27 protein-coding genes and 1 tRNA gene are annotated in these 23,778 nt (G+C 67.8%); 13 read left to right on the top strand and 15 right to left on the bottom strand.

Annotated elements, in window-relative coordinates; all coding sequences use genetic code 11:
- Nucleotides 1–11 precede the first annotated feature (11 nt).
- Complete coding sequence (locus ACIPYT_RS03385) at nt 12–1,037, top strand: Ldh family oxidoreductase (protein ID WP_401070649.1); 1,026 nt, start codon at nt 12–14, stop codon at nt 1,035–1,037.
- A complete protein-coding gene (locus tag ACIPYT_RS03380) occupies nt 1,034–2,032 on the top strand; it encodes a proline racemase family protein (RefSeq protein WP_401070648.1) in 999 nt (332 codons plus the stop codon). Before ACIPYT_RS03385 ends, ACIPYT_RS03380 begins: the two co-directional genes overlap by 4 nt.
- Nucleotides 2,033–2,171: 139 nt before the next feature.
- On the opposite strand, the gene ACIPYT_RS03375 is transcribed toward ACIPYT_RS03380, so the two are convergent.
- The 4 genes from ACIPYT_RS03375 to ACIPYT_RS03360 form a co-directional block, all read right to left on the bottom strand.
- Nucleotides 2,172–3,257 carry an NADH:flavin oxidoreductase gene (locus ACIPYT_RS03375; protein WP_401070647.1) on the bottom strand — a complete coding sequence of 362 codons (1,086 nt, stop codon included), beginning with the start codon at nt 3,255–3,257 and terminating at the stop codon, nt 2,172–2,174.
- A 104-nt stretch (nt 3,258–3,361) separates the two neighbouring features.
- On the bottom strand, nt 3,362–3,613 hold the full coding sequence (locus ACIPYT_RS03370) for a hypothetical protein (protein WP_401070645.1): 252 nt from the start codon (nt 3,611–3,613) through the stop codon (nt 3,362–3,364).
- 41 nt (nt 3,614–3,654) lie between these two features.
- Nucleotides 3,655–5,586 carry a pyridoxamine 5'-phosphate oxidase family protein gene (locus ACIPYT_RS03365; RefSeq protein ID WP_401070643.1) on the bottom strand — a complete coding sequence of 644 codons (1,932 nt, stop codon included), beginning with the start codon at nt 5,584–5,586 and terminating at the stop codon, nt 3,655–3,657.
- 142 nt (nt 5,587–5,728) lie between these two features.
- The gene (locus ACIPYT_RS03360) at nt 5,729–6,655 is read right to left on the bottom strand and encodes a PHP domain-containing protein (RefSeq protein ID WP_401070641.1); all 927 of its coding nucleotides are present in this window, start codon (nt 6,653–6,655) and stop codon (nt 5,729–5,731) included.
- A 95-nt stretch (nt 6,656–6,750) separates the two neighbouring features.
- Here ACIPYT_RS03360 and ACIPYT_RS03355 point away from each other — a divergent pair, with 95 nt between their 5' ends.
- The gene (locus tag ACIPYT_RS03355) at nt 6,751–7,179 is read left to right on the top strand and encodes a MerR family transcriptional regulator (protein WP_401070640.1); all 429 of its coding nucleotides are present in this window, start codon (nt 6,751–6,753) and stop codon (nt 7,177–7,179) included.
- Here ACIPYT_RS03355 and ACIPYT_RS03350 read toward each other — a convergent pair.
- Nucleotides 7,122–7,889 (bottom strand): alpha/beta fold hydrolase, encoded by a 768-nt coding sequence (locus tag ACIPYT_RS03350; protein ID WP_401070638.1) that lies wholly within the window; start codon nt 7,887–7,889, stop codon nt 7,122–7,124. The two genes, ACIPYT_RS03355 and ACIPYT_RS03350, sit on opposite strands and share 58 nt — an antisense overlap.
- A gap of 116 nt (nt 7,890–8,005) precedes the next feature.
- Nucleotides 8,006–8,884: an alpha/beta fold hydrolase gene (locus ACIPYT_RS03345; protein WP_401070636.1), complete on the bottom strand. Its 879-nt coding sequence runs from the start codon at nt 8,882–8,884 to the stop codon at nt 8,006–8,008.
- Between the two features lie 128 nt (nt 8,885–9,012).
- On the opposite strand from ACIPYT_RS03345, the gene ACIPYT_RS03340 reads away from it, so the two are divergent.
- From ACIPYT_RS03340 to ACIPYT_RS03330, 3 genes are read left to right on the top strand one after another with little or no spacing between them, the layout of a single operon-like run.
- The gene (locus ACIPYT_RS03340; RefSeq protein WP_401070634.1) at nt 9,013–9,540 is read left to right on the top strand and encodes a CGNR zinc finger domain-containing protein; all 528 of its coding nucleotides are present in this window, start codon (nt 9,013–9,015) and stop codon (nt 9,538–9,540) included.
- Entirely contained in the window at nt 9,537–10,769 is a 1,233-nt protein-coding gene (locus tag ACIPYT_RS03335) for a beta-ketoacyl-[acyl-carrier-protein] synthase family protein (RefSeq protein ID WP_401070632.1), read from the top strand. The genes ACIPYT_RS03340 and ACIPYT_RS03335 overlap by 4 nt, the downstream gene beginning before the upstream one ends.
- Nucleotides 10,766–11,701, top strand: coding sequence for a DMT family transporter (locus tag ACIPYT_RS03330; RefSeq protein ID WP_401070630.1), 936 nt, complete (start codon nt 10,766–10,768; stop codon nt 11,699–11,701). The genes ACIPYT_RS03335 and ACIPYT_RS03330 overlap by 4 nt, the downstream gene beginning before the upstream one ends.
- Before the next feature lie 37 nt (nt 11,702–11,738).
- On the opposite strand, the gene ACIPYT_RS03325 is transcribed toward ACIPYT_RS03330, so the two are convergent.
- The 3 genes from ACIPYT_RS03325 to ACIPYT_RS03315 form a co-directional block, all read right to left on the bottom strand.
- Nucleotides 11,739–12,317, bottom strand: coding sequence for a TetR/AcrR family transcriptional regulator (locus ACIPYT_RS03325; protein ID WP_401070628.1), 579 nt, complete (start codon nt 12,315–12,317; stop codon nt 11,739–11,741).
- A gap of 112 nt (nt 12,318–12,429) precedes the next feature.
- Complete coding sequence (locus tag ACIPYT_RS03320; RefSeq protein WP_401070626.1) at nt 12,430–13,506, bottom strand: NADH:flavin oxidoreductase; 1,077 nt, start codon at nt 13,504–13,506, stop codon at nt 12,430–12,432.
- 126 nt (nt 13,507–13,632) lie between these two features.
- Complete coding sequence (locus ACIPYT_RS03315; protein WP_401070624.1) at nt 13,633–14,016, bottom strand: hypothetical protein; 384 nt, start codon at nt 14,014–14,016, stop codon at nt 13,633–13,635.
- 453 nt (nt 14,017–14,469) lie between these two features.
- Between ACIPYT_RS03315 and ACIPYT_RS03310 the strand changes: the two genes are divergently transcribed.
- Entirely contained in the window at nt 14,470–15,672 is a 1,203-nt protein-coding gene (locus ACIPYT_RS03310) for an MFS transporter (protein WP_401070622.1), read from the top strand.
- 154 nt (nt 15,673–15,826) lie between these two features.
- Here the strand turns inward: ACIPYT_RS03310 and ACIPYT_RS03305 are convergent, their stop codons facing one another.
- The 3 genes from ACIPYT_RS03305 to ACIPYT_RS03295 all read right to left on the bottom strand — a co-directional run bounded on the left by ACIPYT_RS03305 (nt 15,827) and on the right by ACIPYT_RS03295 (nt 17,039).
- A complete protein-coding gene (locus ACIPYT_RS03305; RefSeq protein ID WP_401070620.1) occupies nt 15,827–15,949 on the bottom strand; it encodes a hypothetical protein in 123 nt (40 codons plus the stop codon).
- Nucleotides 15,946–16,698 (bottom strand): DsbA family protein, encoded by a 753-nt coding sequence (locus tag ACIPYT_RS03300; protein ID WP_401070618.1) that lies wholly within the window; start codon nt 16,696–16,698, stop codon nt 15,946–15,948. The genes ACIPYT_RS03305 and ACIPYT_RS03300 overlap by 4 nt, the downstream gene beginning before the upstream one ends.
- 270 nt (nt 16,699–16,968) lie before the next feature.
- Nucleotides 16,969–17,039: transfer RNA gene (locus ACIPYT_RS03295), tRNA-Gly, on the bottom strand.
- Between the two features lie 93 nt (nt 17,040–17,132).
- Between ACIPYT_RS03295 and dcd the strand changes: the two genes are divergently transcribed.
- Nucleotides 17,133–17,738 carry a dCTP deaminase gene (dcd, locus tag ACIPYT_RS03290; protein ID WP_401070616.1) on the top strand — a complete coding sequence of 202 codons (606 nt, stop codon included), beginning with the start codon at nt 17,133–17,135 and terminating at the stop codon, nt 17,736–17,738.
- 1 nt (nt 17,739) lies between these two features.
- Nucleotides 17,740–18,213, top strand: coding sequence for a hypothetical protein (locus ACIPYT_RS03285; protein ID WP_401070614.1), 474 nt, complete (start codon nt 17,740–17,742; stop codon nt 18,211–18,213).
- A 26-nt stretch (nt 18,214–18,239) separates the two neighbouring features.
- On the opposite strand, the gene ACIPYT_RS03280 is transcribed toward ACIPYT_RS03285, so the two are convergent.
- Nucleotides 18,240–18,671 (bottom strand): DUF6069 family protein, encoded by a 432-nt coding sequence (locus tag ACIPYT_RS03280; protein ID WP_401070612.1) that lies wholly within the window; start codon nt 18,669–18,671, stop codon nt 18,240–18,242.
- A 92-nt stretch (nt 18,672–18,763) separates the two neighbouring features.
- On the opposite strand from ACIPYT_RS03280, the gene ACIPYT_RS03275 reads away from it, so the two are divergent.
- The gene (locus ACIPYT_RS03275; protein WP_401070610.1) at nt 18,764–19,348 is read left to right on the top strand and encodes a TetR/AcrR family transcriptional regulator; all 585 of its coding nucleotides are present in this window, start codon (nt 18,764–18,766) and stop codon (nt 19,346–19,348) included.
- Nucleotides 19,349–19,420: 72 nt separating this feature from the next.
- Here the strand turns inward: ACIPYT_RS03275 and ACIPYT_RS03270 are convergent, their stop codons facing one another.
- Nucleotides 19,421–20,299: a hypothetical protein gene (locus ACIPYT_RS03270; RefSeq protein WP_401070608.1), complete on the bottom strand. Its 879-nt coding sequence runs from the start codon at nt 20,297–20,299 to the stop codon at nt 19,421–19,423.
- Nucleotides 20,300–20,405: 106 nt separating this feature from the next.
- Between ACIPYT_RS03270 and ACIPYT_RS03265 the strand changes: the two genes are divergently transcribed.
- The 3 genes from ACIPYT_RS03265 to ACIPYT_RS03255 all read left to right on the top strand — a co-directional run bounded on the left by ACIPYT_RS03265 (nt 20,406) and on the right by ACIPYT_RS03255 (nt 22,742).
- Entirely contained in the window at nt 20,406–20,966 is a 561-nt protein-coding gene (locus tag ACIPYT_RS03265) for a MarR family winged helix-turn-helix transcriptional regulator (protein ID WP_401070606.1), read from the top strand.
- Nucleotides 20,967–21,083: 117 nt separating this feature from the next.
- On the top strand, nt 21,084–22,403 hold the full coding sequence (locus tag ACIPYT_RS03260) for a DUF222 domain-containing protein (RefSeq protein WP_401070605.1): 1,320 nt from the start codon (nt 21,084–21,086) through the stop codon (nt 22,401–22,403).
- A gap of 51 nt (nt 22,404–22,454) precedes the next feature.
- Nucleotides 22,455–22,742 (top strand): hypothetical protein, encoded by a 288-nt coding sequence (locus tag ACIPYT_RS03255; RefSeq protein ID WP_401070603.1) that lies wholly within the window; start codon nt 22,455–22,457, stop codon nt 22,740–22,742.
- Nucleotides 22,743–22,786: 44 nt separating this feature from the next.
- Here the strand turns inward: ACIPYT_RS03255 and ACIPYT_RS03250 are convergent, their stop codons facing one another.
- Nucleotides 22,787–23,749 carry a cation diffusion facilitator family transporter gene (locus ACIPYT_RS03250; protein WP_401070602.1) on the bottom strand — a complete coding sequence of 321 codons (963 nt, stop codon included), beginning with the start codon at nt 23,747–23,749 and terminating at the stop codon, nt 22,787–22,789.
- Nucleotides 23,750–23,778 lie beyond the last annotated feature (29 nt).

The raw sequence follows: 23,778 nt of genomic DNA, 5'->3' as shown, positions 1-23,778 counted from the left end.
CGTGGAAGGGTATGGCTTCTGCAACTGCACGCTCGGTGTCCCTCTCTGATCTCCGCGACCTGTGCCGCACGGCCTTGCGTTCGGCGGGCGCTTCGCCCCTCGTCGCGGAGGCCCTGACCGCCACGGCGGTCGAGTCCGAGGGGCGCGGACACGGCGAGGTCGGGGCCGCGCACGTGCTCGACGACATCGCGGCGCTTCGCGCCGGGCGCATGAACCCCGACCCGCATCCGGCGGTGAAGGCGCGGCGCGGGTCCGCGATCGTCGCCGATGCCGACGAGGGTCCCGCGCAGGCGGCGTTCCTCTCGGCTGTCGACGACGTCACGGAGGCGGCTCGGCGCAACGGTGTGGCCGTGCTGTCGGTGCACAGCGCCTACAGCGGGGGAGCGCTGGGCTTCTACGTGCGTCGTCTCGCCGAGCGCGGCCTGATCGCGCTCGCCGCAGGGAACTCCGCAGCGCTCATGAGCGTCTTCGGGTCCCGCGGTCCGGTGACGGGCACGAATCCGCTCGCGTTCGCGATCCCCGATCCGACAGCCGGATCCGGCGGTGTGCGGAGCTTCGATCAGGCCTCCAGTCAGACGGCGTGGGTCGCGGTGCGGGATGCCGCCGCGAGCGGCGAGGCGATCCCCGAGGGGTGGGCACTCGACGCCGACGGCGAGCCCACGACCGACGCCGCTGCGGCGCTGCGCGGTGCGATGCTGCCGTTCGGCGGCGCCAAGGGGGCGAACATCGCGATGATGGTGGAGCTGCTCGCGGTGCTCGCGGGAGGGTCGTTCTCCCAGGATGCGGCGCCCTTCGATGCGGGCAGTGCGTCGCCGCGTCTCGGGCTCTTCGTGCTCGTGGTCGACCCGTCGGCGTTCGACGACGACTACGCCGGTCGTGCCGAGACCCATCTGCAGCGTCTCTCCGTCGAGCACGGCATCGACGTCGGTCGGCGCCGCGCGGTGCCCCTGCACGTCACGGTCGCCGCGGACGTGCTCGCCCGCCTGCAGCGCATCGCGAGCGAAGGATCCACCGGCGAGGAGGTGGTCGGAGCATGAGGAGCACCCGCGTGCTGCACACGGTCGAAGCGCACACCGAGGGGCTCGCCGTGCGGGTCGTGACCGGCGGGGTCGCGCCGATGCCCGGCGCGACCATGGAGGAGAGGCGCCAGTGGTTCATCGCGCACTCCGACGACCTGCGCACGCTGCTGATGACCGAGCCGCGCGGCCACGGCACGCTCTCGGGAGCGATCCTGCAGCCGTCGACACGAGCCGACGCCGACTGGGGCGTGCTGTTCATCGAGGTGACCGGAGTGCTTCCGATGTGCGGGGCCGGCACCATCGCGGTGGCGACCGTGCTCGTCGAGACCGGCATGGTGCCCGTCGTCGAGCCCGTGACGGAGGTGCGGCTCGACACCCCGATCGGCCTCATCACCGCCCGGGTCGCGGTCGACGACGGTGCGGCGACCGCGGTCACGATCGTCAACGTGCCGTCGTTCCTCCAGGCAGCCGACCAGGTCGTCGAGGTGCCCGGCCTCGGCGAGGTCTCGTACGACATGGCCTTCGGCGGCAACTTCTACGCGATCGTCGACGCGGATGCCGTCGGCATCCCGTTCGAGCGCGACGCGGGGGAGGCGTTCCGCGCGGCCGGCGTCGCGATCATGGCAGCGATCGACGAGCAGGAGAGGCCCGTGCATCCCGAGACGGGCTACGCGGGATGCGAGCACGTCGTGTTCCTCGCCCCCGAGTCGGATGCCGCGCGCTCACGTCACATCCTCATCAACCACCCCGGGTGGATCGACCGCTCGCCCGGCGGCACCGGGACCAGCGCCCGGATGGCACAGCTGCACGCACGGGGCGAGCTCGCCCTCGGAGCCGCGCACGTCAACGAGTCGTTCATCGGCACGACGTTCACGGGCCGACTCGTCGAGACCGTCGCGGTCGCCGGTCGAGAGGCGGTCGTCCCGGAGATCACCGGTCGCGCGTGGGTGACGGGCACGGCCCAGCACATGCTCGACCCGACCGATCCGTTCCCCGCGGGGTTCGTCGTCTGACGGGTGCTGCGGTGCTCGGCGATGCACTCTGGGGAGTGGGTGAAGCCGGTCGCGCGCACTCCGATTCCAGACATTCCGCTGGAGGAAGTCATCGGATCACGGCGCGTATCCGACTCGCGTCATGGTGCTACGGCCTCGCTCAGTGCTCGGGCCGGACGAAGTATGGCCAGCCCCGCAGATGATTGATGAACCGTTCGCTCAGTCCTGTGTCGCGCAGGTACTTCGCCGTGACAGGGATGGGCGGGCTGACGTGATGGTGGTCGGCTTGCAGCAGCCGGGGGAAGTCCCGTTCGAGGATGCCAGCGCGTCCGATCAGGACGTAGTCGGCACCTTCTTCCATGACTTCCGCGGCACGCTGCGCGCTCTTGATCTTGCCTGCGGCCCCCACCCGGACTCGCTTCCGAGGCAGGGAGGTGAACACGCTGAGCATGGACTTGCCCTGGTAGGAGCCCTCCTGGACGATCTGGTTCGAGTCCCAGAGTGCGAGGTCGAGGTAGTCGATGATCTCCCGGTCGAGGATCTCCCCGGTGATCTCGCGGAGCTCCTCCAGGCGCAGCCCGTAGCGCTCGATGGAGAGCCTCCATCCGATCTGGAAGTCGGGGTTCGTGTGCGCGCGGATGCCTTCGATGACCTCGATGGTGAAGCGGGCACGATTCTCGATGCTGCCCCCGTACTGGTCGGTGCGGTCGTTCAGCATCGGCGACATGAACTCCGACAGAATCCATCCGAAGGCGCCATGGATGGAGATGCCCTCGAAGCCTGCCTGCTCGGCGCGCTGGGCGGCGGTGATGAAGCTATCCCGGATCCGTTCGATCTCGTCGATGCTGAGCGCGGCAATCCCCGGGATGGTGTGACGCGACGCCGGGGCGGGAATGCCTCCGAGAAGCGGGTTGGCTCGATGCCCGGCGTGGTGCAGCTGCACAGCGGAGAGTGCGCCGCCCTCTCGAATGGACTTTGCGATCTCCGTGAGTCCGGGCAGATGTGCGTCGCTGTGGATGCCGAGTTGGCGACCGTAGGCGATGCCGCTCGCTTCGACGGTGGTGGCGCCTGTCTGAACGAGGGCGTAGCCGGCATCGGCGACCTGGCGATACCAGTCCTTGTCGAACGGCGATGCGGATCCGTCGTGCTCGCTCTGCTGCGTGACGAGCGGGGCGAGCATGATGCGGTTGCGCATGGGGCGGCCGTGCAACAAAGGCAGAGGTTCGAAGAGGTCTGAGACGGTCATGATGCTCCAGCAGTCGAAATGTGGGGTGGACGGTTACAGCGTCACACCTTCACATTGATGTGAAGGCAAGTCGACGCGATGTCGAATCGCTCAGCGCGCTCCGGTCACCCCGCGTCCCCATACCGGGGATCGACGAGAGGCACGTCGCGGACCCACACGGTTGAGAAGCCCACAGCCTCCGCTTGTTCCACGAGCTCCGCGTGTCGTTCGAGTGTGGGCATCGATCCCGGGAAGCCCTCGAGCGGTGTGGTCACCCCGAGTGTCATGCGGCCGGGCCGGAAGGCTGCGCGCATGCCGGGGTGGTCGGCCGCACTCGTGCGGGTGGGAAGCGGCGAATCGAGGGAACTGGTGCTCACGCTCTCATGCCAAAGATTCACATCGATGAGAATGTCAAGTGCTAGTAATCGAAACTGTGAAGTGTGACCTGCCGTTCGGAGGTCCATGACTGGATGGCCGAGGCCAGTGTGCGTCCCGCGGAGATGATGAACCGGTGATCGCGCGAGGCTCGCAGATCCTGCTCCTGAATGCGTCTGCGAACGACGCGCAGTCCAGCGCGCGCGAGGGCGGCATCCTCGTCGCTGTCGAGCCTGCCGCCGGTGACGTGGAGTGTGGTGAGTGGGCCTAGCTCCGGGGCATGGTCGAGGAGATGGAAGGCGAGTGCGATGTCTTCCCCGCGCAGACTCCAGAGGATTCTCACCGTGCCGTCGCGGCTCGCCACTGCGAGGGCGTCGGCTGCAGCAAGAACGGGCGTGATGCCGACACCGCCGGCGACGATGGTGAGGTCGGGGAAGGGGCGACCATACTCATGGTCATCGCCGAGGAGGAGGGGGTGACCGTCGAACGCGAGCACGTCGGCGCGAACGGGCGGTTCCCCTCCAGCCCCCAGCGACAGCAGCCGGGTGACGGGGCCGTGCGTGCGAGCGATGAGCTCGAACGTCGTGTGCCCCCACGACGTATCTCGCTGGGGCGCGGTGATGACCGTGAAGGAGCGGATGTAGTCGTCGTTGAGGGAGCTCGGATCGTGGTCGCGCATGTGGGACCAACCCTGGGCGAGGACGCGGGAGAAGTCGAGGGTCACATGCTGTCCCACCGTCCACGGCGCTCGTTCGCCGGCATTGACGTCATCCGAGGCGAATCGGAATGTGTACCTGGCGATGGTCGAGGTTATCGGTGAGCGGTCGATGAGGGTTGCGGCACCGAGCCGACCGGTCGTTCTCGTCGGCTGCAGCACGCTCCCGCCGCTCGCCTCGATCTCCCGCGCGAGTGCGCGGACGGGGGGATTGTAGGGCGAGGGATCCAGGAGTTGTCCTCGGAACGGTAGGCCTTCGCGCACGAACCGAGCGTCGTGGACGGTGATGCGGACTGCGAGTCGGGAGTGCGGTAGCTCCTGCTCCGCATCAGACCCGACGAGGATCTGAGCCACCCCGCTGAGATGGAGGATGTCGCCGGTCTCGAAATCGGGGATCGCGACTCCGATGGCTGCGTCGGAGGCGAGGTTGCCGAGACTCTGATACAGGCGATTTCCTGAGTACTCCGGGTAGACGAGGGTGACGCCCTCTTCTGCGGAGTTGGTGGCAACTCGGACGAATCCGGGGGTGCCGCCGCGATTGTTGGTGTCCATGCTGTCGCTGCCGTGTCGACTGGAAATGAAGATGATGTCCGCTCTCGAGATGAGGGCCACAGCGTCCTCGGGGAGAGGCAGAGTGTCGCTCTCGAGCCTCGGCGAGGGGTCGTGCGGCCAGACCGCTTTCCTGTTGAGGTACTTCGGGCAGTTGCCGAGGGTCTCGTCGATGGCGACGGCCATCTTCACGCGAACGAGCGAGGATTCTGCTCCGTCCGTTGCAGGCAGATCGTTGACGATCCCTTTCAGCATCCGTCCGGCGAGTTTCACGCGGGTGCGCTCCTCGAGGTTCAGAGCCAGCCCTGCAAGCAACTTGCCCTTGCCGGAGTGCTCTACCTGTCGCGGCGCTTCTGGATCCGATGCGATGTCGTGTGCCGAGTCGGCGGAGAAGAGTGCGCTGATGACTGGGTCGAAGCCGTTGAAGGAGGACAGATCACGCGTGCGTGATGCCAGCTGCGCTCGCGTGTCGAAGGCGAGCACGCCTGGAGCGATGGGAGAAGTCACTCCCGCCGCGCCACCAATGACTGTCGTCCACACTCGACCGTCCTCGTCGGTGGTCCCCAAAGCCAGCAGTGGGCTTTCCGCCATCCACATCCCGTAGGCGGGTGGAAGGCCGTGGATGGTCGGATTGGGCCCGAGCGGGACCCCGAGTATGCGGTGAATGTGCTCTTCGCCGTCGTGCCAGCTCGCTTGGGGGGAATGGCGCATGATTGTTCCTTCTAAAGCCCGCTCCGGCGAGCGGGTGATGATCGAGTGCTGCGGGGATGGGGGTCGCGTGCGTGGCGTGAGCGGTAGATCGCCGGTGAGGGTGAGGCGCCAGCCGATGTTGGAGGGAATGCCTTCTACGAGCTCATGCGGCGCCGCCTCGTGGTCCCGCTGCCGGGTAACGGGGTGTGGCCCCGTTCCCCTGGGCGATGATGCGTTCGACCATCGCCGCGTCTGTGGTGTTCTCGGCGAGTCGGTTCGGCTTGCCGTCTCCGTGATAGTCGCTCGATCCCGTGACGATGAGGTCGTGGGCGCGGGCGTAGGCGGAGAGGATCTGCCGTCCTTCGGAAGTATTGTCGCGGTGCCCGACCTCGAACCCGGCAAGGCCTGCTTCCACGAGCTCCGCGACGCGCTCTGTAGAGAGCACTCTGTCGACCGGCCCGGTGATGGGATGCGCGAGGATCGGGACGCCGCCTGCAGCCACGACGAGACGGACCGCGGTGATCACGGAAGGCGAGTAGAGCGGCTCGTAGTAGTCGTGGCGGACATCGAGGATGTCGTCGAACGCTTGAGCGCGGGAGGACACGACGCCTGCGGAAACCAGGGCATCGGCGATGTGGGGGCGGCCGATGGTCACTCCGTCCGCGGTGCCTGCAGTGACGTCGTCCCATGTGATGCCGTAGGTCGGCGTGAGCCGGGAGACGATGCGTCGAGCGCGCGTCAACCTGTCTTCTCTGATCCGACGAACCTCATCCATCAGAGGTGCGTCATCGGGATCGAACAAGTACGCGAGCAGGTGCAGGGTGTCCTTGGCTCCTCGGACCGACAGTTCCATTCCAGGGAGGAAGGTCATACCGAGGGAGTTCGCGGCGATGGCCGCCTCCTCCCACCCGGAGATCTGGTCGTGGTCCGTGAGCGATACCGTACGGAGCCCGACGTCGTGAGCGCGCCGCATGACCTCGGCCGGCCGCTCCGTGCCGTCGGAGTGGTTGGAATGCAGATGCAGGTCGGCGGGTGTGCCAGGTGCCTGAATCGCGATACCTGACCTCGTGCGCGGCGACGGGCGGGTCATATGAGCCTTCTTCTTTCCGCCCCACGTCGTTCACGCGGCGCTAAACTAGTGTCAAACCTTGACATCCATGTGATGTCAAGAGCGAAGGGGTGACGATGAGGATCAAGGAGCTGTCCGAGCGGGTCGGTATCTCGACGCGTCTTCTTCGGTATTACGAGGAGCAGGGTCTGCTGTCTCCGAAGCGCGAGGAGAACGGGTATCGCGCTTACGATGAGGCGCACGTTGCTCGGGTTCAGCAGATTCGAGGTCTCCTCGGCGCGGGGTTGACCACCGAGATCATCCGTGAGGTCCTTCCGTGTCTGGCGGAGGCGGCGTGCTCGAAGTACGACGACCCCGGGTTCGTGTCCCGCATCGCCCAGGAGCGGGACAAGCTGCGAGATCGTGTGGCCCTGCTGTGCGAGAACCTTCGTGCGCTGGACGAATACCTGGGGGCTGTCGCCGGTGGCGATGCGGGTGGCGACATTGATCAGGAGTGGATGAAGGCATCCAGCGCGGAGTTGAAGCTGGCTGGTTCCTCGAGGTAGGGAAGGTGTCCGCTGTCGGGGAATCGATGGATCACCGGACAGCGGATCATCGTCAGCAGCTCCTCCGTTGAGCTGGCGGGGATGAGCTTGTCCCGCTCGCCGATCATGACCTGTATCGGGATATCCAGGTCCCGGAGGTCGTTGTTCTGCTCGATCTCGTCGACCTCGTGGAAGATCCGATTGATGTGCAGCGGCTGGATCTGGTCGAGCGAGCCGACGAAGCCTCTCGCGATGCCCGGAATGTCCGCGACGCCCATTCCCTCCAGGAGCGTGTCCGCCCACCGGCGTGCGCCATCTCGCTGCAGCAGCAGGTCATAAAGGGCGACACGCTTCTCGTGCTCGTCAGGTGGGAGCGTGAGGTAGGCGTTGACGAGAGTGAGGTGGGAGATTCGCCGCGCAGCGCGATGTGCCAGAGCGATTCCCACCCGCGCGCCCATGGCCAGCCCCACGATGGAGACATTCGAAGCATTGATGCGGTCGAGGACTCGGGCAGCGGCCTCCGCATAGCGCTCGAAAGGCACGCGCGCGCCGGTCGAGCGACCGTGACCTGGCAGATCCAGTGTGATGACACGGTGGTGGTCCGCGAGAGCTCGACGCTGGTTCAGCCAGTTATTGGCGTTGCCGCCCAGTCCGTGGAGGAACAGGATCGGGGTGCCTGTTCCCTCGTCGGTGTAGTTGAGGGTCTCGCGGCCCCAGTCGATGCGCACCATCTTCTGCTTCCTCTCGCCGTATCGGCTGCATAGGGATCCGAGGATGGTCCCACATTGACATCAGTGTGAAGGCAAGCGGCGGCCGGCGGACTCACGCCGACCGCCGCTGTGAGTCCTCAGCCGAGTGTGCGCTGCAGGAAGTCGTGGATGACGGGGAAGACCTCGTCGGGGCGGTCCTCGAGGAGGAAGTGTCCGCTGTCGTAGACGTGGAACTCGATGTCGGTGAGGTCGCGCTTGTAGGGGTGAGCGCCGGCCTCGGGGAAGATCACGTCGTTCGAGCCCCACACGACGAGGGTGGGCGGCTGCTGGGTGCGCAGCCACTCCTGCACGGCCGGGTACAGGCCGGGGTTCGTGCCGTAGTCGAGGAAGTAGTCGAGCTGGATCTCGTCGTTGCCGGGCCGATCCATGAGCGCCTGGTCGGCGACCCAGTTGTCGGGCGAGATGCGCGAGAGGTGCGCCATGCCGTCGGTGTACTGGAACTTCGTCGACTCGAGGGTAAGGAGACCGCGGAGGGCGTCGCGGTTCTCCGCGCTCGGATGAGCCCAGTAGCGCTTGATCGGCGCCCAGAAGTCGTTGTCGAGGCCCTCGTCGTAGGCGTTGCCGTTCTGCACGATGAGCGCGGTGACCGCTTCGGGGTCGGCGAGGGCGAGGCGCCATGCCGTGGGGGCGCCGTAGTCGAACACGTTGACCGCGTAGCGCGTGATGCCGAGGCGCGTGAGCAGCTTCTGCACGTACAGCGCCGCGTTGTCGAACGTGTAGTCGAAGTCCGTGTGCGCGGGTGCCGAGCTCTGGCCGTAGCCGGGAAGGTCGGGCGCGATGACACGGAACCGGTCGGCGAGGTACGGGATGAGGTCGCGGAACATGTGCGAGGACGTCGGGAAGCCGTGCAGCAGCAGGACGACGGGGCCGTCGGCGGGGCCGGCTTCGCGGTAGAAGATCTCGATGCCGTCGAATTCCTCGGACTTGTACTCGACGGCGGGGATGGGGATGGTCACGACTGTTCTCCTTATGGGCGTATGAACCGATGTGCATCCTTGTAACTGTCTAAACGAGGATGAACGGTAAGACCATACGTCGTCTATCTCTTACCAGTCAAGTTAACTTTGCTGGTATGATTGCGGTTATGCGTGAACGACTACTGGTGGGCGAGACGCTCTCGCTCGACCTCGTGAACACCGAATGGGTCGAGCAGGGAAAGAAGGTCGACTTCCTCGACGATCCGGATGCGGCGTCGCTCTGGTTCGCGGAGTACGGCTTCGACGCGGGATCCGAGGATGTCGACGCGCTCCGCCAGGCTCGCGCTGCGATCAGGGCATGCCTCGAGGCTCCCGGCGCTGATGCCTACTCGGCCCTCAATGTCGTACTCGCCCGAGGCCATGAGGTGACACTTCTCGTCGACGGAGCGCCTGTCACGAGGCCCGAGACAGAGCCCGGCTGGTCTGCAGCGTGGCAAGCGGCACGGCAGTTCGCGGAGCTGCTGCAGACCCGACCGGATCGCATCCGTCAGTGCGCTCACCCCGAGTGCGTGCTCTACTTCCTCGACACGTCGCGCAACGGCAGCCGGCGGTGGCACTCCATGGACACCTGTGGCGCCCGGACCAAGTCCGCTCGCCACTACCGCAAGACCCGCGAACACGAGGAGTCGAAGTGAAGAAGAGGGAGCTGCGCGCCGTCGCGGTCACCGGCATCGGAGTGGTCGCCCCTGGCGGTGTCGGGGTGGAGGCGTTCTGGACGAGCCTGTTCCACGAGGCGCCGCCCCGCGCGGTTCGCACGGTAGACGAGTTCGATTCGTCCGAGTGGATGGACTACAAGACCGCGCGCCGGCTCGACCGCGTCGCACACCTGGCTGTCGCCGCCGGTCATCAGGCGCTCGCCGATGCGGGCCTCCTCGCTCACCCTGACTCGCCGGCCTCCGATGAGGATGGCCGGGAGTTGCGGCCGGACGTCGACCGTGCCCGCATGTCCATCGCGCTCGGGACGGGTATCGGTGGCGTGGACACCCTCGAGACGCAGATGGGGGTTCGCGCGGAACGGGGTGAACGTCTGGTGTCTCCGTTCACCGTCCCGATGACCATGCCCAACGCACCCGCTGCCGCGCTCAGCCTGCGGTACGGCATCCAGGGCACCTCGCAGACCATCACCACCGCCTGCGCATCCGCCACGGACGCCATCGCCCTCGGCGCGCGCCTCATCGCAGAAGGGCGAGCCGACGTCGTCCTCACAGGTGGCGCGGACCACAGCCTGACCCCGACGTGCATCGCAGGGTTCCGGAACATGCGCGCACTCAGCAGTTCGGGGATCTCCCGCCCGTTCGACAGTGCCCGCGACGGTCTGTCCGCGTCCGAGACCGCAGGCATCCTCGTCCTCGAGCCTCTCGAGCAGGCCCGCGCGCGCGGTGCACGTGTCTACATGGTCGTCGCGGGCGCCGGCTCCACCTCCGACGCCCACCACCTCACGGCTCCGTCACCAGAGGGGGCGGGGGCACTGCGCTGCATGAGGGAGGCCATCGACGACGCGGAGCTGGAACCGGCGGACATCGCGCATGTCAACGCGCACGGCACATCGACGCCCGCCGGTGACCTGGCAGAGGCGCGTGCCATCGCGACGCTGTTCGGAGAGCATCGGCCGCCGGTCACGAGCATCAAGGGCGTCACCGGTCACTCCTTCGGCGCAGCCGGGGCTGTCGAGGCCGTCGCCGTCGCACTGACGTTCGCCACCGGGACGATCCCACCGACCCTGGGTGGCACCGCGGTGGATCCCGAGATGGACATCGATGTCGTCACCGGCGCCTATGAGTGGCAGCCGGGGCCGATCATCTCGAACTCGTTCGGTTTCGGCGGACACAACGCCTCCGTCGTCTTCACGCCGGCCGTCGGATGACCGAGAGCGAGCGCGTGGCACCGGGGTCGTCCTGGGTGACGGTGCAGTTCGTCCTCGTCGGCGTGGTGTGGGGCTCGAGCTTCCTGTTCATGAAGGTCGGACTCGAGGCCGTCAGCCCCGGCCAGCTGGTCTGGGCGCGGCTGGTGCTCGGGGCGCTCACGCTCGGTGTGGTGATGTTGGTGCGGCGCGAACGGCTCCCGCGGGCGATCAGACTCTGGGGACACCTCCTCGTCATCGCGTTGACGTTCTGCGTCGCGCCGTTCCTCTTGTTCGCCTGGGCGCAGCAGTACGTCTCGTCGGGCCTGGGGAGCATCTACAACGCGACCACACCCATCATGGCGGCGGTGATGGCGGGCGCGGTGTTCCGTGTCGAGAAGCTGCGCGCCGGCCAGCTCGCCGGCGTCGCGCTGGGGATCGTCGGAGTCATTGTCATCGTCGCGCCCTGGCAGGGTCTCGATCTGCAGCAGAGCGTTCCGGCGCAGATGGCGATGCTCGCGGCGACCGCGTGCTACGGGTTCAGCTTCGCGTACATGCGGAAGTTCGTGTCGAACTCCGGAGTGAGCCCGCTCGTGTTCTCCTTCATGAACATCGGCCTCGCCGCGGCCGTCATGATCCTGCTCACTCCGCTTCTCGCAGTTGAGCCGATCTCGCTGGCCGCGGGGCCGATCCTCGCGATCCTCGCCCTCGGCGCCCTGGGCACGGGTGTCGCCTACATCTGGAATCAGACGACCGTCCGTGCCTGGGGTCCGACGCGTGCATCCACGGTGACCTACCTCACCCCGATGGTCGGCGTGGCTCTCGGCGTCCTCATCCTCCACGAATCCGTCAGCTGGAACGAACCGGTGGGTGGCCTGGTCGTGATCCTCGGCATCCTGCTCGCGCAAGACCGCATTCGAACGCGGCGGCGCGGCGTCGACCGGCTCGTGGAGTGAGTGGACTGCCGATTACGTCCCCCGAAGGGGGCGAGTTCTACGCTGCCGCCTCTTCTCCTTCTCCGACGAGGAGGCTGGGGATGAGCGAGACGACATTCACGAACGGTAGCGTCTCTCCGGTAACTCGAGCGAGAACGAGCGCCCCTTCGATCCTCAGGAACACCTCGTTCGCCGCACGCTGAGCATTCACCGGCTCCTGACCCGCACGAATGGCCGCATCGACCATGGAGTCGATCCACGCCTTCGCCAAGTGCCGTGCACGATCCACGACGGCCGGAGGCGTGCCGTCTGTCGTCATCGTGTCGAGCACGCATGCCAGCGTGCCCGCGCCATAGAAGTCGCTCAGCCGTTCCGCGGTCGTCACGATCCCACGTTCCACGACGGGATCCTCCCGCATCGGTTCAAGGATCCAGGAGAACCGCTCACCGACCTTGACCAGGGTCGCTTCGGCGATCTCCTCCTTGCCCCCGGGGAACCGGTGATAGAGGCTCGCGCGCTTCAACCCGGAGGCCTCGGCGAGATCATTGATGCCGGCGCCCTCATAGCCCTTCGCGCGGAAGACGTCGGTGAGAAGGTCGAGGAGCTGGTCGTCGTCGATGAGTGGAGGGCGGGCCATCACTCCATATTACCGAATCTTCGGTAAACAATCGACTGGCCGTGATGACTGCAAACGCGAGAACGCCCCCTGAGCGGCCGGGGATGACTCAGGGGGCGTGCTCAGGGAGTGTCTAGTAGACGAGCGTCTGCCATCCCTGCAGGTAGTTGATGAAGCGTTCGCTGAGTCCGCCGTCGCGAAGGTACTGTGCGGTGACGGGTAGCGTCGGGCTCTCGTAGAGCGGGTTCTCGCGCACCTTCTCGGGGAAGTCGCGCTGAAGGATGCCGGCGCGGCCGATGACGACGAAGTCGCACCCCTCGTCGAGCAGTTCTCCAGCGCGTCGGGCGGTCATGATCTTCCCGGCTGCGCCGAGCCGAGCCTGCTTCCGATCCAGGCTGGTGAAGACGCTGAGCATGGTCTGCCCGGCGTGCGTCCCTTCCCTCACGACCTGAGTCGTGTCCCAGAGTGCGAGGTCGAGGTAATCGATGAGCTCCCGGTTGAAGACTTCGGCAGTGATCTCGCGGAGTTCCTCGAGCTCGAGTCCGTACCGCTCGACCGAGAGTCGCCAGCCGATCTGGAAGTCCGGGCCTGTCGCATTCCGGATTCCCTCCATGACCTCGAACGTCATGCGCGCCCGGTTCTCGGTGCTTCCTCCGTACTTGTCGGTGCGGTCGTTGAGCATCGGCGACATGAACTCCGACAGGATCCATCCGAAGGCTCCGTGCACCGCGACGCCGTCGATGCCGGCGCGCTCGGCACGCACCGCGGCCGCGATGAAGCTGTCGCGGATGCGCTCGACCTCTTCCGTGGTCAGCGCCGTCACGCCCGGCACTGAGGTGCTCGATGCCGGTGCGGGGATGCCGCCGAGCTCGGGGCGTGCGCGGTGTCCCGCGTGGTGCAGCTGCACGGCGGAGAGCCCGCCGCCGTCGCGAACGGCGTCGGCCATCTGGGTGAGGCCGGGTAGCTGGTCGTCGTCGTGGATCCCCAGCTGTCGCGTGAAGGCGATGCCGCCGGGTTCGACGGTGGCGGCGCAGGTCTGGACCAGACCGTAACCGCCTCGAGCGAGCTGACCGATCCATTCCTGGTCGTAGACGGACGCGCGGCCGTCGCTCTCGCTCTGCTGGTTGGTGAGCGGCGCCATCATGAAGCGGTTCCGCATCGGGCGCCCGTGCGAGAGCGTGAGCGGCTCGAAGAGATCTGAGACTGACATGTACTTCCTTGCTGAGTGCTGGCCCGAATGACGGTTGTGCCGCGATCTCGCCGGACCTGCTCGAAGCGGCGTTCGGTCACCCACGCAGCGCGGTCGTGTCGCGCTGCGCGGGTGACGGCGGCATCGTCAGAACGTGATGACCTGGTAGCCGTCTTCGACGAGCTGGCGGATGCTCGCCACTCCCGGGGTGCCGGGGGCCATGTTCTGGCCGATCTGCGTGATGCCCTCCGACTCGATGCCTTCGCCAGCGCCGAACACCGTCGTGCAGCCGGAGGAGGCGACGGTTGCGACCTGCTCCTTCACGGCGAGGTAGAGCTCGTGCGCCGGGTTGGCGGGGTCTGCGAGGACGGCGGGCCAGCGGGTCCCGGTGCCCTGGAACAGAACCAGTGCCTCGCTGTCGCCCTGATTGAACTCCCAGGCGGTCGCGAGGGCGTCGAACACGCGACCCAGGGCCTCGTCGGTGCCGGTGGACGGGTCGGACAGGACGACGACTGCAGTCTTCTTGCTCATGTGGAGTACTCCAATTCCAAGTGGTTATCGAACTCAACGTAAATTACCGGACGTTCGGTAAAATTGCAACGCGACTCTTTGAGGCTTCACCCCGACCCGCAGTCGCGCCTGTCAATGGCCGCAGGCTGCGCGTGAGGGCTCGCAGAGCTTCGAGTCGAGGACCTCATGCCTGGACGTTCGGGCGGGGCATGCCTTCTTCGCTCGCTGAGTTTTCCCCAATCGATACGGGCCCGCACTCCGCGATCTCGAGCCAGCCAGAGCGTGCTCGGGGAGGGGGTCGCATCAGCATTCATGCCTTGGCGCGACCTCGATGGCACATCGATCTCCGACCGCGCTTGCATTCTCACTGGTGTCAACGTTGCAGGATCTTCTTCGGCCCGGTTTTCGCGGACCCTGAACTCGAAATCGCATGACTGTCCCACCCGGCGCAGCCATGCAGGAATGGAACATCTCATGACTCAGGCGCAGAGCGTCCCTCTTGGCACGAGGAAGGTCGAGCGACTGCCCATCGCGGCTCTCATCGCCCTCTTCACCGCCGGATTCATCACCACCCTCACGGAGGCGCTCCCCGCGGGCGTGCTCCCGCAGATGAGCGCGGCCCTCGGAGTCTCCGAGTCCGTCGCCGGTCAGACCGTGACGATCTACGCCGCGGCGACCATGCTCACCGCCATCCCCTTCTCCGTCGCAACGAGCAACTGGCCGCGACGCCACCTGCTGATCGCCGCTCTGGGGGGCTTCCTCGCGGCCAACCTCATCACCGCCCTGTCGTTGGACTACACCATCACGATGATCGCCCGCTTCCTCGCCGGCGCCGCCTCCGGCGTCGCGTGGAGCCTCCTCGGCGGTTACGCGCAGCGCATCACCCCCGACGCTCTCAAGGGACGCGCGATGGCCTTCGCCTTCGCCGGCACCCCGGTCGCCCTCTCCCTCGGTGTGCCGGTCGGCGCGTTCCTCGGCCAGATCGTCGGCTGGCAGTCCACATTCGGCATCATGACGATCATCACGGCTCTTCTCATCGTGTGGACGCTGTGGAAGCTCCCGAACGTCCCCGGCCAGAAGCTCGGCGACCGTCTTCCGCTGCGCCACCTGCTGCGCATCAAGGGCCTGCGCACCATCCTCATCGTGACCGGCGTGTACGTTCTCGCGCACACCATCCTCTACACCTACATCGCACCCGTTCTGGCCGGCGTCGGCCTCGCCGACCAGGTGCAGTGGATCCTGCTCGACTTCGGCATCGCCTCCATCGTCAGCATCTGGCTCACCGGTCTGTTCGTCGACCGGCACCACCGTCGCCTGGTCGTGTCGAGCACGGTGTTCTTCGGTGCGGCCGCCATCGCCCTCACGCTTTGGTCGGGCAGTCCCGTCATCGACTACATCGCGGTCGCCGCATGGGGTCTGGCATTCGGCGGCGCGGCCACCCTCTTCCAGGGCGCTCTGATGTCGGCATCCGGTGAGCACGCCGATGCCGCCCAGCCTCTCATGGTGACGATGTGGAATGGCGGCATCGGCCTCGGCGGCCTGATCGGCGGCATCCTGCTCGCCGGCCTCGGCACGGGATCCCTGCTGCTCGCGGTCGCGGTGCTGGTCGCCTTCACGGTGGTCGTGGTCATCTTCGCCCGCACCCACGCGTTCCCTCCGTACGGGACGCGCGGCTGACCTGAACGGCACGCTGCTTCGCGAACAGACGACGGCGATCAGTCCTGAGGACTGATCGCCGTCGTCGTACGTGTACGAACTACTGGTACATGCGACAAAGGCTTCGGCCGCCCCGACCCTATGGTCGAGACGGCCGAAGCTGTTCGGTACGGAGTTACTTGTCGTCGTCGCTCTGAGCGCTGACGTTCGGCATCTCGCAGACACCGTCGACGCAGCCCGCGGCGAGCGGCACATCGAGCTCGACGATGTGCTCCGATCCTGTCCTCGGCGCGGTCATGCGACGGTCTCCTTCTTGCGCTCGACGAGCTGGCGCAGCACGTCGGCGAACGTCGACGGGTCCTGTGCGCCCGAGACGCCGTATTGCCCCTCGAATACGTAGTAAGGCACACCCTGGATGCCCAGCTCGCGCGCCTTCTCCTCATCGGCGTGCACATCGTCGACGTAACGCTCGTCGCGCAGTGCCTTCAGTGCCTCCTCTCGGTCGAGACCGATCTCGGCTGCGAGGTCTGCGAGATCCTCGTCGCGTCCGACGTGGCGCCCTTCCTCGAAGTGCGCGGCGAGGATTCGTTCGACCATCTCCAGCTGATGCCCCTGCTCCTTGGCCCAGCGGATCAGCTGGTGCCCTTTGAGCATGTTCGTGTGGCGGAGGATGTCGTAGTCGAAGTCCAGGCCCACCTGCTTCGCGGCGCCGACGATCCGGTTCAGTAGCGGCTCCACCTGGTCAGCGGTGTATCCGCGGATCTCCAGATAGTCCTGTTCGCTCCCTTCGAACTCTCGGGGCAGATCGGGGGCCAGCTCGTACGCGTGGTATTCGATCTCGACGGGGATGCCGGTCCTGGTGAGGGCTGCCTCGAACTTCCGCTTGCCGATATAGCACCACGGGCAGGCGATGTCGGACCACACGTCCACTCGGATCGGTTCCGCCGCGGAGTCGTCCCGCTCGGTATCCGCATTGTCAGTCATGATTGATGTCTCCTTCCCGGCAGCTTTCTTGGTCGCTCGACCCCGAAGAGCCGGGCTCGGCACTGCCGATGAGTAGATCCTGCAACCCTCTCATCAGTGTGAATGCAAGGAGGCACGTCTGAGACTCGCTGTGTGCCCTAGAGAGGCCCGTCTTTAAACATCTCGCGGTCGCGCCATTCTCGGGGTGTGCGAGGTCTCGAGACCTTCCTGTTATGACCGTGACCTCGCGGCACGCTTCCGGCCGCGAGGTGGAATCACGGTCGGTGAAGCCCCGGAATCTTCAGTCTGGAGTGACTCAAGAATGTCTGGAATAGCTTTGGAAATCACATACGGAGGGGCTGACGGGAATCGAACCCGCGCTGTCTGCTTGGGAAGCAGAAGTTCTACCATTGAACTACAGCCCCGCACCCGCGTCCGAGGAGCGGGTGATCGCAAGCCTACCCGGCCGACGCGTCACGGCCAAAGCGCCGCGGCGGTGCGGCAACTAGGCTGGGGCCGTGCTTCTCAGTGATCGCGATATCAGGGCCGAACTCGCCACGGGCCGCATCGGTCTGGCGCCGCACGAGCCGGACATGATCCAGCCGTCGAGCATCGACGTGCGGCTCGACCGCTACTTCCGCCTGTTCGACAACCACAAGTATCCGTTCATCGATCCCTCGGAGGATCAGCCGGAGCTCACCCGGCTGATCGAGGTCGATCCCGACGAGCCGTTCATCCTGCATCCGGGGGAGTTCGCGCTCGGGGCGACGTTCGAGCAGGTCGCCCTGCCCGACGACGTCGCCGCGCGGCTCGAGGGCAAGTCGTCGCTCGGACGCCTCGGCCTCATCACGCACTCGACCGCCGGATTCATCGACCCCGGCTTCACGGGCCATGTGACGCTCGAGCTCGCGAACGTCGCGACCCTGCCGATCAAGCTGTGGCCCGGCATGAAGATCGGCCAGCTGTGCTTCTTCCGGCTGACGTCGCCGGCCGAGAACCCCTACGGATCCGGTCCCTACGGCAACCGCTACCAGGGGCAGCGCGGGCCGACGGCATCGCGCTCGTTCCAGAACTTCCACCGCACCGACGTGGGAGTCACCGACGTGGGAGCCTTGGGAGGCTGACATGAGCGACGGCACGAACCCGCAGGATCCGACGACGGATGCGGTCGTGCCGCCTCCGCCCGAGACGCCGATCCCCGACGGGCTCATCCCGCCGGCCCCCTCGATCCCCGATGCGGTGGAGCCCCAGACATCCCCGCCTCCGTACATCCCTCCCGCGGATGCCGTGATCCCTCCGCCCCCGCCCGAGGCGCAGCTGCGGTCGACGCGGCGCCCGGCCCCCGTGGCGGACGCCGCGTCAGGTGATCGCCCCGCGGCGGTGGCGGACGACTGGGCCCAGCCGTCCGTCGCCCCCGAGGCCCCCACCTCGGGCGGCTACCGCGTGCTCACCGGCGTGATCTTCACCGTGTTGATCGCGCTGCTGGTCGGCGCCGTCGCGCTCGGCGTCTTCCTTGCGACCACCACCTCGTTCCCCTGGTCGAGCGGTGGTGAGGAATCGGTGGTCGCAGCGGCATCCGCGCTACTCGCGCCGAGGTAGGAGATCCCGCCGCGGGATGCCGAGGCTCAGCGCTCGCGGGAGGCGTACGCGTAGGCCGGAACGGCGACCGCGACGACCACGAGGTGCATCACCATCAGGGCGATCACGGCGCCTGTGGTCGTGCCGGGGATGAACCCGAGCGCGAGCAGCAGCACGTCGGGCACGAACGATGCGACCGTGACGACGGGGACGAGGATCGACAGCGTGCGACGCGGATCTCGGGCCCTGCGCTGCACGAGGGTCCAGCCGATCCAGCCGGCGATCACGCCGAGGGCGGTGAACAGTCCGTAGGCGGGGAGAGTGAGCGGGCCGTACGTCGCGGGCGCGCCGCTGGCGACCGCGACGGTCGCGACGACGGCGTTCGCGGCGATCGCGATGACGACGGCTGCGGCGAGGGCGACGGCGGTGCGCGTGCGCGACCGGGTGGCGGTCCGCTCGGAGGCGGCGGTGGTGACCATGACAGCTCCTTCATCCGTGAATCTAATATCGGTACCGGTTGGTACCGATACGTAACGGTACTACTGAGTCCCGGAATATACAATGGGGACTCATGGGAGCGGATGAGGCGAGCAGGACGGCCGGTCGTCCGCGCGACCCCGGCGTCGAGGCGGGCATCCTCTCCGCCGTGCAGGAGCTGCTGATCGAGAACGGCTATGCCGGCACGACGATCGCCGCGGTCGCGCAGCGGGCGCACTGCGGACGGTCCGCGATCTATCGCCGCTGGGAGACCAAGGCCGAACTCGTGGTGGCCGCCGTGCGGGCGCTGCAGGTGACCGCGGACGCACCCGACACCGGAACGCTGCGGGGCGATCTGCTCGCGGCCGCGCTGCACTTCGCCGAGGCGGATGAGCGCACCGCCGGGGTGCTGGCCAGCATCCTCAGTGAGATCGGCCGCGACGAGGAACTGCGCGAGGTCGCGTACCGCGTGATCGGCGGTCCTCCCGTGGCTGTGCTCACGAGTGTGATCGAGCGGTGGATCGAGCGCGGAGAAGTCCGCGCGGATGCTCCGGTCGCGGTCATCGCGGGGATCGTGCCCACCGCGGCCTTCGGCAGCGTGAGTCTGCGCCGTCGCGCACTGGAACCCGAGGCCGTCACCGAACTCGTCGACCAGGTCATCCTCCCGGCGCTGCGGTAGCTCCGCATCGCGCGGGGATGCAGAACGCCCCCGCCGGCGGGCCGGAGGGGGCGTTCTGGGGAGCGGATGCCGTCAGGCGTCGCGTCCGCGGGAGTAGCCGGCGTCGAAGCCGCGCTCGAAGGCGTGCTGGGCCATGCGGGCGGCGCGGGCTCCGGGGTGTCCCGGGTGGCCGTGCCCGCCGAAGCCGCGTCCGCCGTGGCGGTGCTCGCCGTGGACGTCGCCGTGGACGTCGCCGTGCGCGTGATCCGCGTCGTGCTCGTGTCCGGCGAACTCGCGGCCCGCGAACTCGCGCCCGGCGAACGGGTGCTCGCCGTGCCCGCGACGGAAGCGGTCGTGGCCGGGGTGGCCGAGGTGTCCGCAGTCGTGCTCGCCGTGTTCGGCGTCCGGGCCGAAGTCCGGGCCGAACGGGCGGCCGAAGGGTGCGCCGGGCCGACCGAAGCCACGCCGGCCGAATCCGTGCCGCGGGCCGAAGCCGTGACGCCGGCCGAAGCCGCGTCCGTGCTTGCGACCGCGGGGGAGAGGGGTCTCCTCGTCCCAGCCGAAGGCGCGGGCGATCTGCTCGAGCGAGGCGATCGTGGTCGCGAGGTCGTCGGGCGAGACCGCGTCGGCGACCTTCGCGCGGATGCCGTCGACGATGCCGCCGAGGCGGTCTTTCGCGGCACGTCCGTCGTCGGTCAGGGTCCAGCCGTCGCCGTCGGCGACGATCCATCCGCGCTCGACGAGTCCGTGCAGCTTGTGCGCCGACAGTGGCCGGCGCGGAGCCGCGGTGCCGTCGACGACGTTCAGCAGGCGCCAGTCGCGGCGGCTCGCGTGCTCGCCGTCGAAAGCCGTGGCGAACTCGGCGGCCATGAGGCGGTCGACGGCCTTCAGCCAGTAGCCGAAGGGGCGGTCGGAGTTCGGGGTGTTCTCGGGGTCCGTGTTCTCGGGGTTCTGAGTATCCGTGGTGTTCATGAGTGAGTTCCTTAGTTGTCAGTGAGCATGTGCTTGTCACAATGCATGTATATGTAGTGTGACATGCGATGTGAATGCATGTCAAGTCGCATGTAATATCGGATGCGTGAGTGACGCAGACGACGACCCGACCGAGGCCATCGCCCGAGCGCTCTCGCGGCTGCGCGGGCGCAGGCCGGGTTCGGGCGAGCGCGGTCGCGGTCCCGGTGGACGCGGCGGCCCGCATGGATGGCACGGCGGCCCGCATCCCGATCACTTCGAGCACGGGCATCCCGGCCGATCGGGGCACCCCGGCATGCCGCCGTGGATGGGCGACCCCTCAGGGCGTTTCGGGGGTCCCGCGCGGATGCGGGTGCTCGAGGCGCTCGCGGCCGCATCCGCTCCGCTCAGCGTGAGCGAACTCGGGGCCGCCATCGGCGTCGACCAGCCACGCGCCTCCCGACTCGTGCAGCAGGGCGTCGCCCACGGATGGCTGCGCCGCGAGGCCGACCCCGACGACGCGCGACGCACGCGCATCGCGCTGACCGACGAGGGGCGTTCGCTCGTGCGCGGTGTGCGCGGTGAGCGGCGCGAGGTGCTCGGCAAGGCGCTCGCCGCATTCACCGACGAGGAGCGCGCCGAGCTGGCGCGCCTGCTCGGCAAGCTCGCCGAGAACTGGGACGTCTGACGCGGTTCGCGATCGCGACGGCCGAGGGCGTGCCGTGTTCCGGAATACTGCTTTGAGCTCGGGAAAAAGTCGGTCTGACGGTCTCTGAATGTCGGTGGTCCCCACTTGTATGGGGGTATGCCCACCGGTTCCCGCATCCGCCTCGATCGTGTCGTCTCCGACCTCGACGCGGTGCTGGCCGACGACGCGCTCGCGGGGCTCATGCCGGCCGAACGGCTCGACATCCTCGCGGCAGCGGGCGCGGCGCTGCGCCGTGTCGAGGCCGTGATCGTCGAGACCGTCGCCACGGGCGACCCGGTCGATCTTCCGCACAGCGCGGGCTGCCGATCGCAGAACGAGCTGCTGCAGCGCACGCTGTCGGCCGACGGGGCGGGCGCGACGCGCATCGGCAAGGCCGTCGACCTCGTGCGCCGAGACGTCAACCTCCTCTCCGGTGAGAGGTTGCCCGCGAGGTGGCCGGCCCTGCGCGAGGCGCTGCTCGATGGCGCGCTCACGATCGGCGGAATGCTCGCGGCGACAGCTCCACTCGAGAGGTGCCGAGATCGGCTGTCGGCCGATGAACGGGCGAGCGCCGACCAGTGCCTGGCCGATGCGGCGCGCGGCGGATACGCATCATCGGATGCCGAGGCTGCCGAGGCTGCCGAGGATGCCTCGGATGCCGGGGCGGGTGGCGAGCCGCAGGGCCCCGTCCCGACGCCCGACGATCTCGGATTCCTCGCGCACACGCTCGTCGCGCTGCTGGATCCCGACGGCGCGGAGCCCGATGACCGCCACGCTCAACATCGCCGTGGCCTCACGGTCGGGCGCCTGCGCGACGGACTCCGGCCCATCCGCGGCTGGCTGTCGCCGGAGGTCGCGGCGCAGTTGGAGACGATACTCGACGCGATGAACAATCCCGCGGGAGGGGGAACTTCCGCGAGGGTGAGATTCTCGGATGCGGATGCGGATGCGGATGCGGATGCGGATGCGGATGCGGATGCGGGCCCGGGTGCGGGCGGTGCGGATGGCGCTGGCGGTGCTCGGCCCAGCGTCGGCGATGTTGGCACCGGTGGCCGTCCCGACGACGATCCCTTCAACGTCGACCCGCGACACGTGATCGACGGTCGGACGGCGACGCAGAAGCGTCACGACGCCTTCGCGGCGGTGCTCGGCATCGCGGCACGGCACAACGACATGCCGTCTCTCGGAGGGGCGGCGCCGACCCTCGTGGTCACCGTCGACGCGCGGGACCTCGCTCACGGCACAGGAGCCGCATCACTCCCGGGTGCGCACGGTGCTGCGCAGGGTCACGTGCCGACTCGGGTCGCGGCGCAGGTCGGATGCACAGGAACGATCCAACGGGTGGTGCTCGACGGAGGGCGCATCATCGGCGTCAGCAGCACCGACCGCGTCTTCACCATGCATCAGAGACGGGCGATCGTGGCGCGCGACAGATAGTGTCTCATCCCCGGGTGTCATGTGCCGGCCGGATGGTGCGAGATCCATCACGTGACCGAGCATTCCCGTGGCGGGCCGACGCACACCGACAACGGGGTGCCGCTGTGCTGGTGGCATCACCGATCGCTCGGCGGGTCGGGGTGGGAGATCCGCATGAACGGCGGGCTGCCCCAGGTGCGGGGACCCGCATGGTGGGACCCCGATCAGTGCTGGCGCACGCCGCGGCTCAGCGTGACCCCGGCGGCGGGGGAGCGCTCGACCAGCCGACCGCGTACCCGTGTGCGCCGCCGCGGGTCGACGAGAGCGCCCGTGCCTGCCGCCGCCGCCGGAGTGATGTGATCACGGCGCTGGTGCCGTCATGCTCTCGCGTGCGGACACCGGGGTTACGTGCTCGGAGCATCGGCCGTGCTGTCTCCCGCGCCGTCGCCTGCACCGTCACCGAAGTCGAGCGACGACTCGTCGTCGACCGACAGCGACAGCACGACCGTCTCGACGATCGGATGCTGCTCGATCTGACGTTCGATCTCGCGCAGACGTGCGGCCACATCGTGCTCGCGGGCGTCGCCGGTGAGGTCGACCTCGGCGACGAGGAACAGGCGGTTGGGGCCCACGTACTCGATGTGCAGATACGTCACGCGCTGGATCTGCGGCGACGACAGCAGAGCGCGTCCGACCCGGCCCCGCAACTCGGGCGAGGCGTTCGTCCCCACGAGGAAGGCGATGTTCCGCCCGATGAGGATGACCGCGACGATCCCGAGCAGCACCCCGACGAGGATCGATCCGACGGCATCCCACGCGGCGACGCCCGTGATCTGGTGCAGCGCGATCGCACCGCCGGCGAGCACGAGGCCGATCAGGGCCGCCATGTCCTCGAAGAACACCGCGCGGAGCGTCGTGTCGCTCGTCTCGAGCACGTAGTCCCAGGTCGACGACCCGCGCTCGCGCGCCTCGCGCCGCGACCGCACGAGCGCCTGCGTGAACGACGTGCCCTCGAGCACGAAGGCGATGCCGAGTACGGCGTACGCGATGCCGGGACTCTCCACCGGTCCGGTCTCGGCCAGCTCCTGCACGCCGTGCATGATCGACACGATCGATCCCGCCGTGAAGATCCCGAAGGCGGCGATCAGCGACCACACGAACGCGGCGCGCCCGTAGCCCAGCGGATGCCGCTCGTCCTTGGCCTTCGCGCCGCGGCGATCGGCGACCAGCAGGAAGATCTCGTTGCCGGCATCCGCCCACGAGTGCGCGGCCTCCGCGACCATCGACGCCGACGACGTGAGAATCGCGGCGACGGTCTTCGCGAGCGCCACGAGCACGTTGGCGAGGAACGCGATGATGACCGTCACGCGGTCAGGTTACTCCCGTCTCGGCGCGG

This window comes from Microbacterium sp. NPDC089695 (assembly GCF_044749085.1).
Taxonomy (GTDB): domain Bacteria; phylum Actinomycetota; class Actinomycetes; order Actinomycetales; family Microbacteriaceae; genus Microbacterium.
This window is presented reverse-complemented; position numbering and strand designations above follow the sequence as displayed.

Excerpts from the sequence above, each read along its gene's own strand:
- ACIPYT_RS03385 (WP_401070649.1), top strand. The coding sequence starts at position 12 with ATGGCTTCTGCAACTGCACGCTCGGTGTCCCTCTCTGATCTCCGCGAC.
- ACIPYT_RS03380 (WP_401070648.1), top strand. The coding sequence starts at position 1,034 with ATGAGGAGCACCCGCGTGCTGCACACGGTCGAAGCGCACACCGAGGGG.
- ACIPYT_RS03375 (WP_401070647.1), bottom strand. The coding sequence starts at position 3,257 with ATGACCGTCTCAGACCTCTTCGAACCTCTGCCTTTGTTGCACGGCCGC.
- ACIPYT_RS03365 (WP_401070643.1), bottom strand. The coding sequence starts at position 5,586 with ATGCGCCATTCCCCCCAAGCGAGCTGGCACGACGGCGAAGAGCACATT.
- ACIPYT_RS03360 (WP_401070641.1), bottom strand. The coding sequence starts at position 6,655 with ATGACCCGCCCGTCGCCGCGCACGAGGTCAGGTATCGCGATTCAGGCA.
- ACIPYT_RS03355 (WP_401070640.1), top strand. The coding sequence starts at position 6,751 with ATGAGGATCAAGGAGCTGTCCGAGCGGGTCGGTATCTCGACGCGTCTT.
- ACIPYT_RS03350 (WP_401070638.1), bottom strand. The coding sequence starts at position 7,889 with ATGGTGCGCATCGACTGGGGCCGCGAGACCCTCAACTACACCGACGAG.
- ACIPYT_RS03340 (WP_401070634.1), top strand. The coding sequence starts at position 9,013 with ATGCGTGAACGACTACTGGTGGGCGAGACGCTCTCGCTCGACCTCGTG.
- ACIPYT_RS03330 (WP_401070630.1), top strand. The coding sequence starts at position 10,766 with ATGACCGAGAGCGAGCGCGTGGCACCGGGGTCGTCCTGGGTGACGGTG.
- ACIPYT_RS03325 (WP_401070628.1), bottom strand. The coding sequence starts at position 12,317 with ATGGCCCGCCCTCCACTCATCGACGACGACCAGCTCCTCGACCTTCTC.
- ACIPYT_RS03320 (WP_401070626.1), bottom strand. The coding sequence starts at position 13,506 with ATGTCAGTCTCAGATCTCTTCGAGCCGCTCACGCTCTCGCACGGGCGC.
- ACIPYT_RS03315 (WP_401070624.1), bottom strand. The coding sequence starts at position 14,016 with ATGAGCAAGAAGACTGCAGTCGTCGTCCTGTCCGACCCGTCCACCGGC.
- ACIPYT_RS03310 (WP_401070622.1), top strand. The coding sequence starts at position 14,470 with ATGACTCAGGCGCAGAGCGTCCCTCTTGGCACGAGGAAGGTCGAGCGA.
- ACIPYT_RS03305 (WP_401070620.1), bottom strand. The coding sequence starts at position 15,949 with ATGACCGCGCCGAGGACAGGATCGGAGCACATCGTCGAGCTCGATGTG.
- ACIPYT_RS03285 (WP_401070614.1), top strand. The coding sequence starts at position 17,740 with ATGAGCGACGGCACGAACCCGCAGGATCCGACGACGGATGCGGTCGTG.
- ACIPYT_RS03280 (WP_401070612.1), bottom strand. The coding sequence starts at position 18,671 with ATGGTCACCACCGCCGCCTCCGAGCGGACCGCCACCCGGTCGCGCACG.
- ACIPYT_RS03275 (WP_401070610.1), top strand. The coding sequence starts at position 18,764 with ATGGGAGCGGATGAGGCGAGCAGGACGGCCGGTCGTCCGCGCGACCCC.
- ACIPYT_RS03270 (WP_401070608.1), bottom strand. The coding sequence starts at position 20,299 with ATGAACACCACGGATACTCAGAACCCCGAGAACACGGACCCCGAGAAC.
- ACIPYT_RS03260 (WP_401070605.1), top strand. The coding sequence starts at position 21,084 with ATGCCCACCGGTTCCCGCATCCGCCTCGATCGTGTCGTCTCCGACCTC.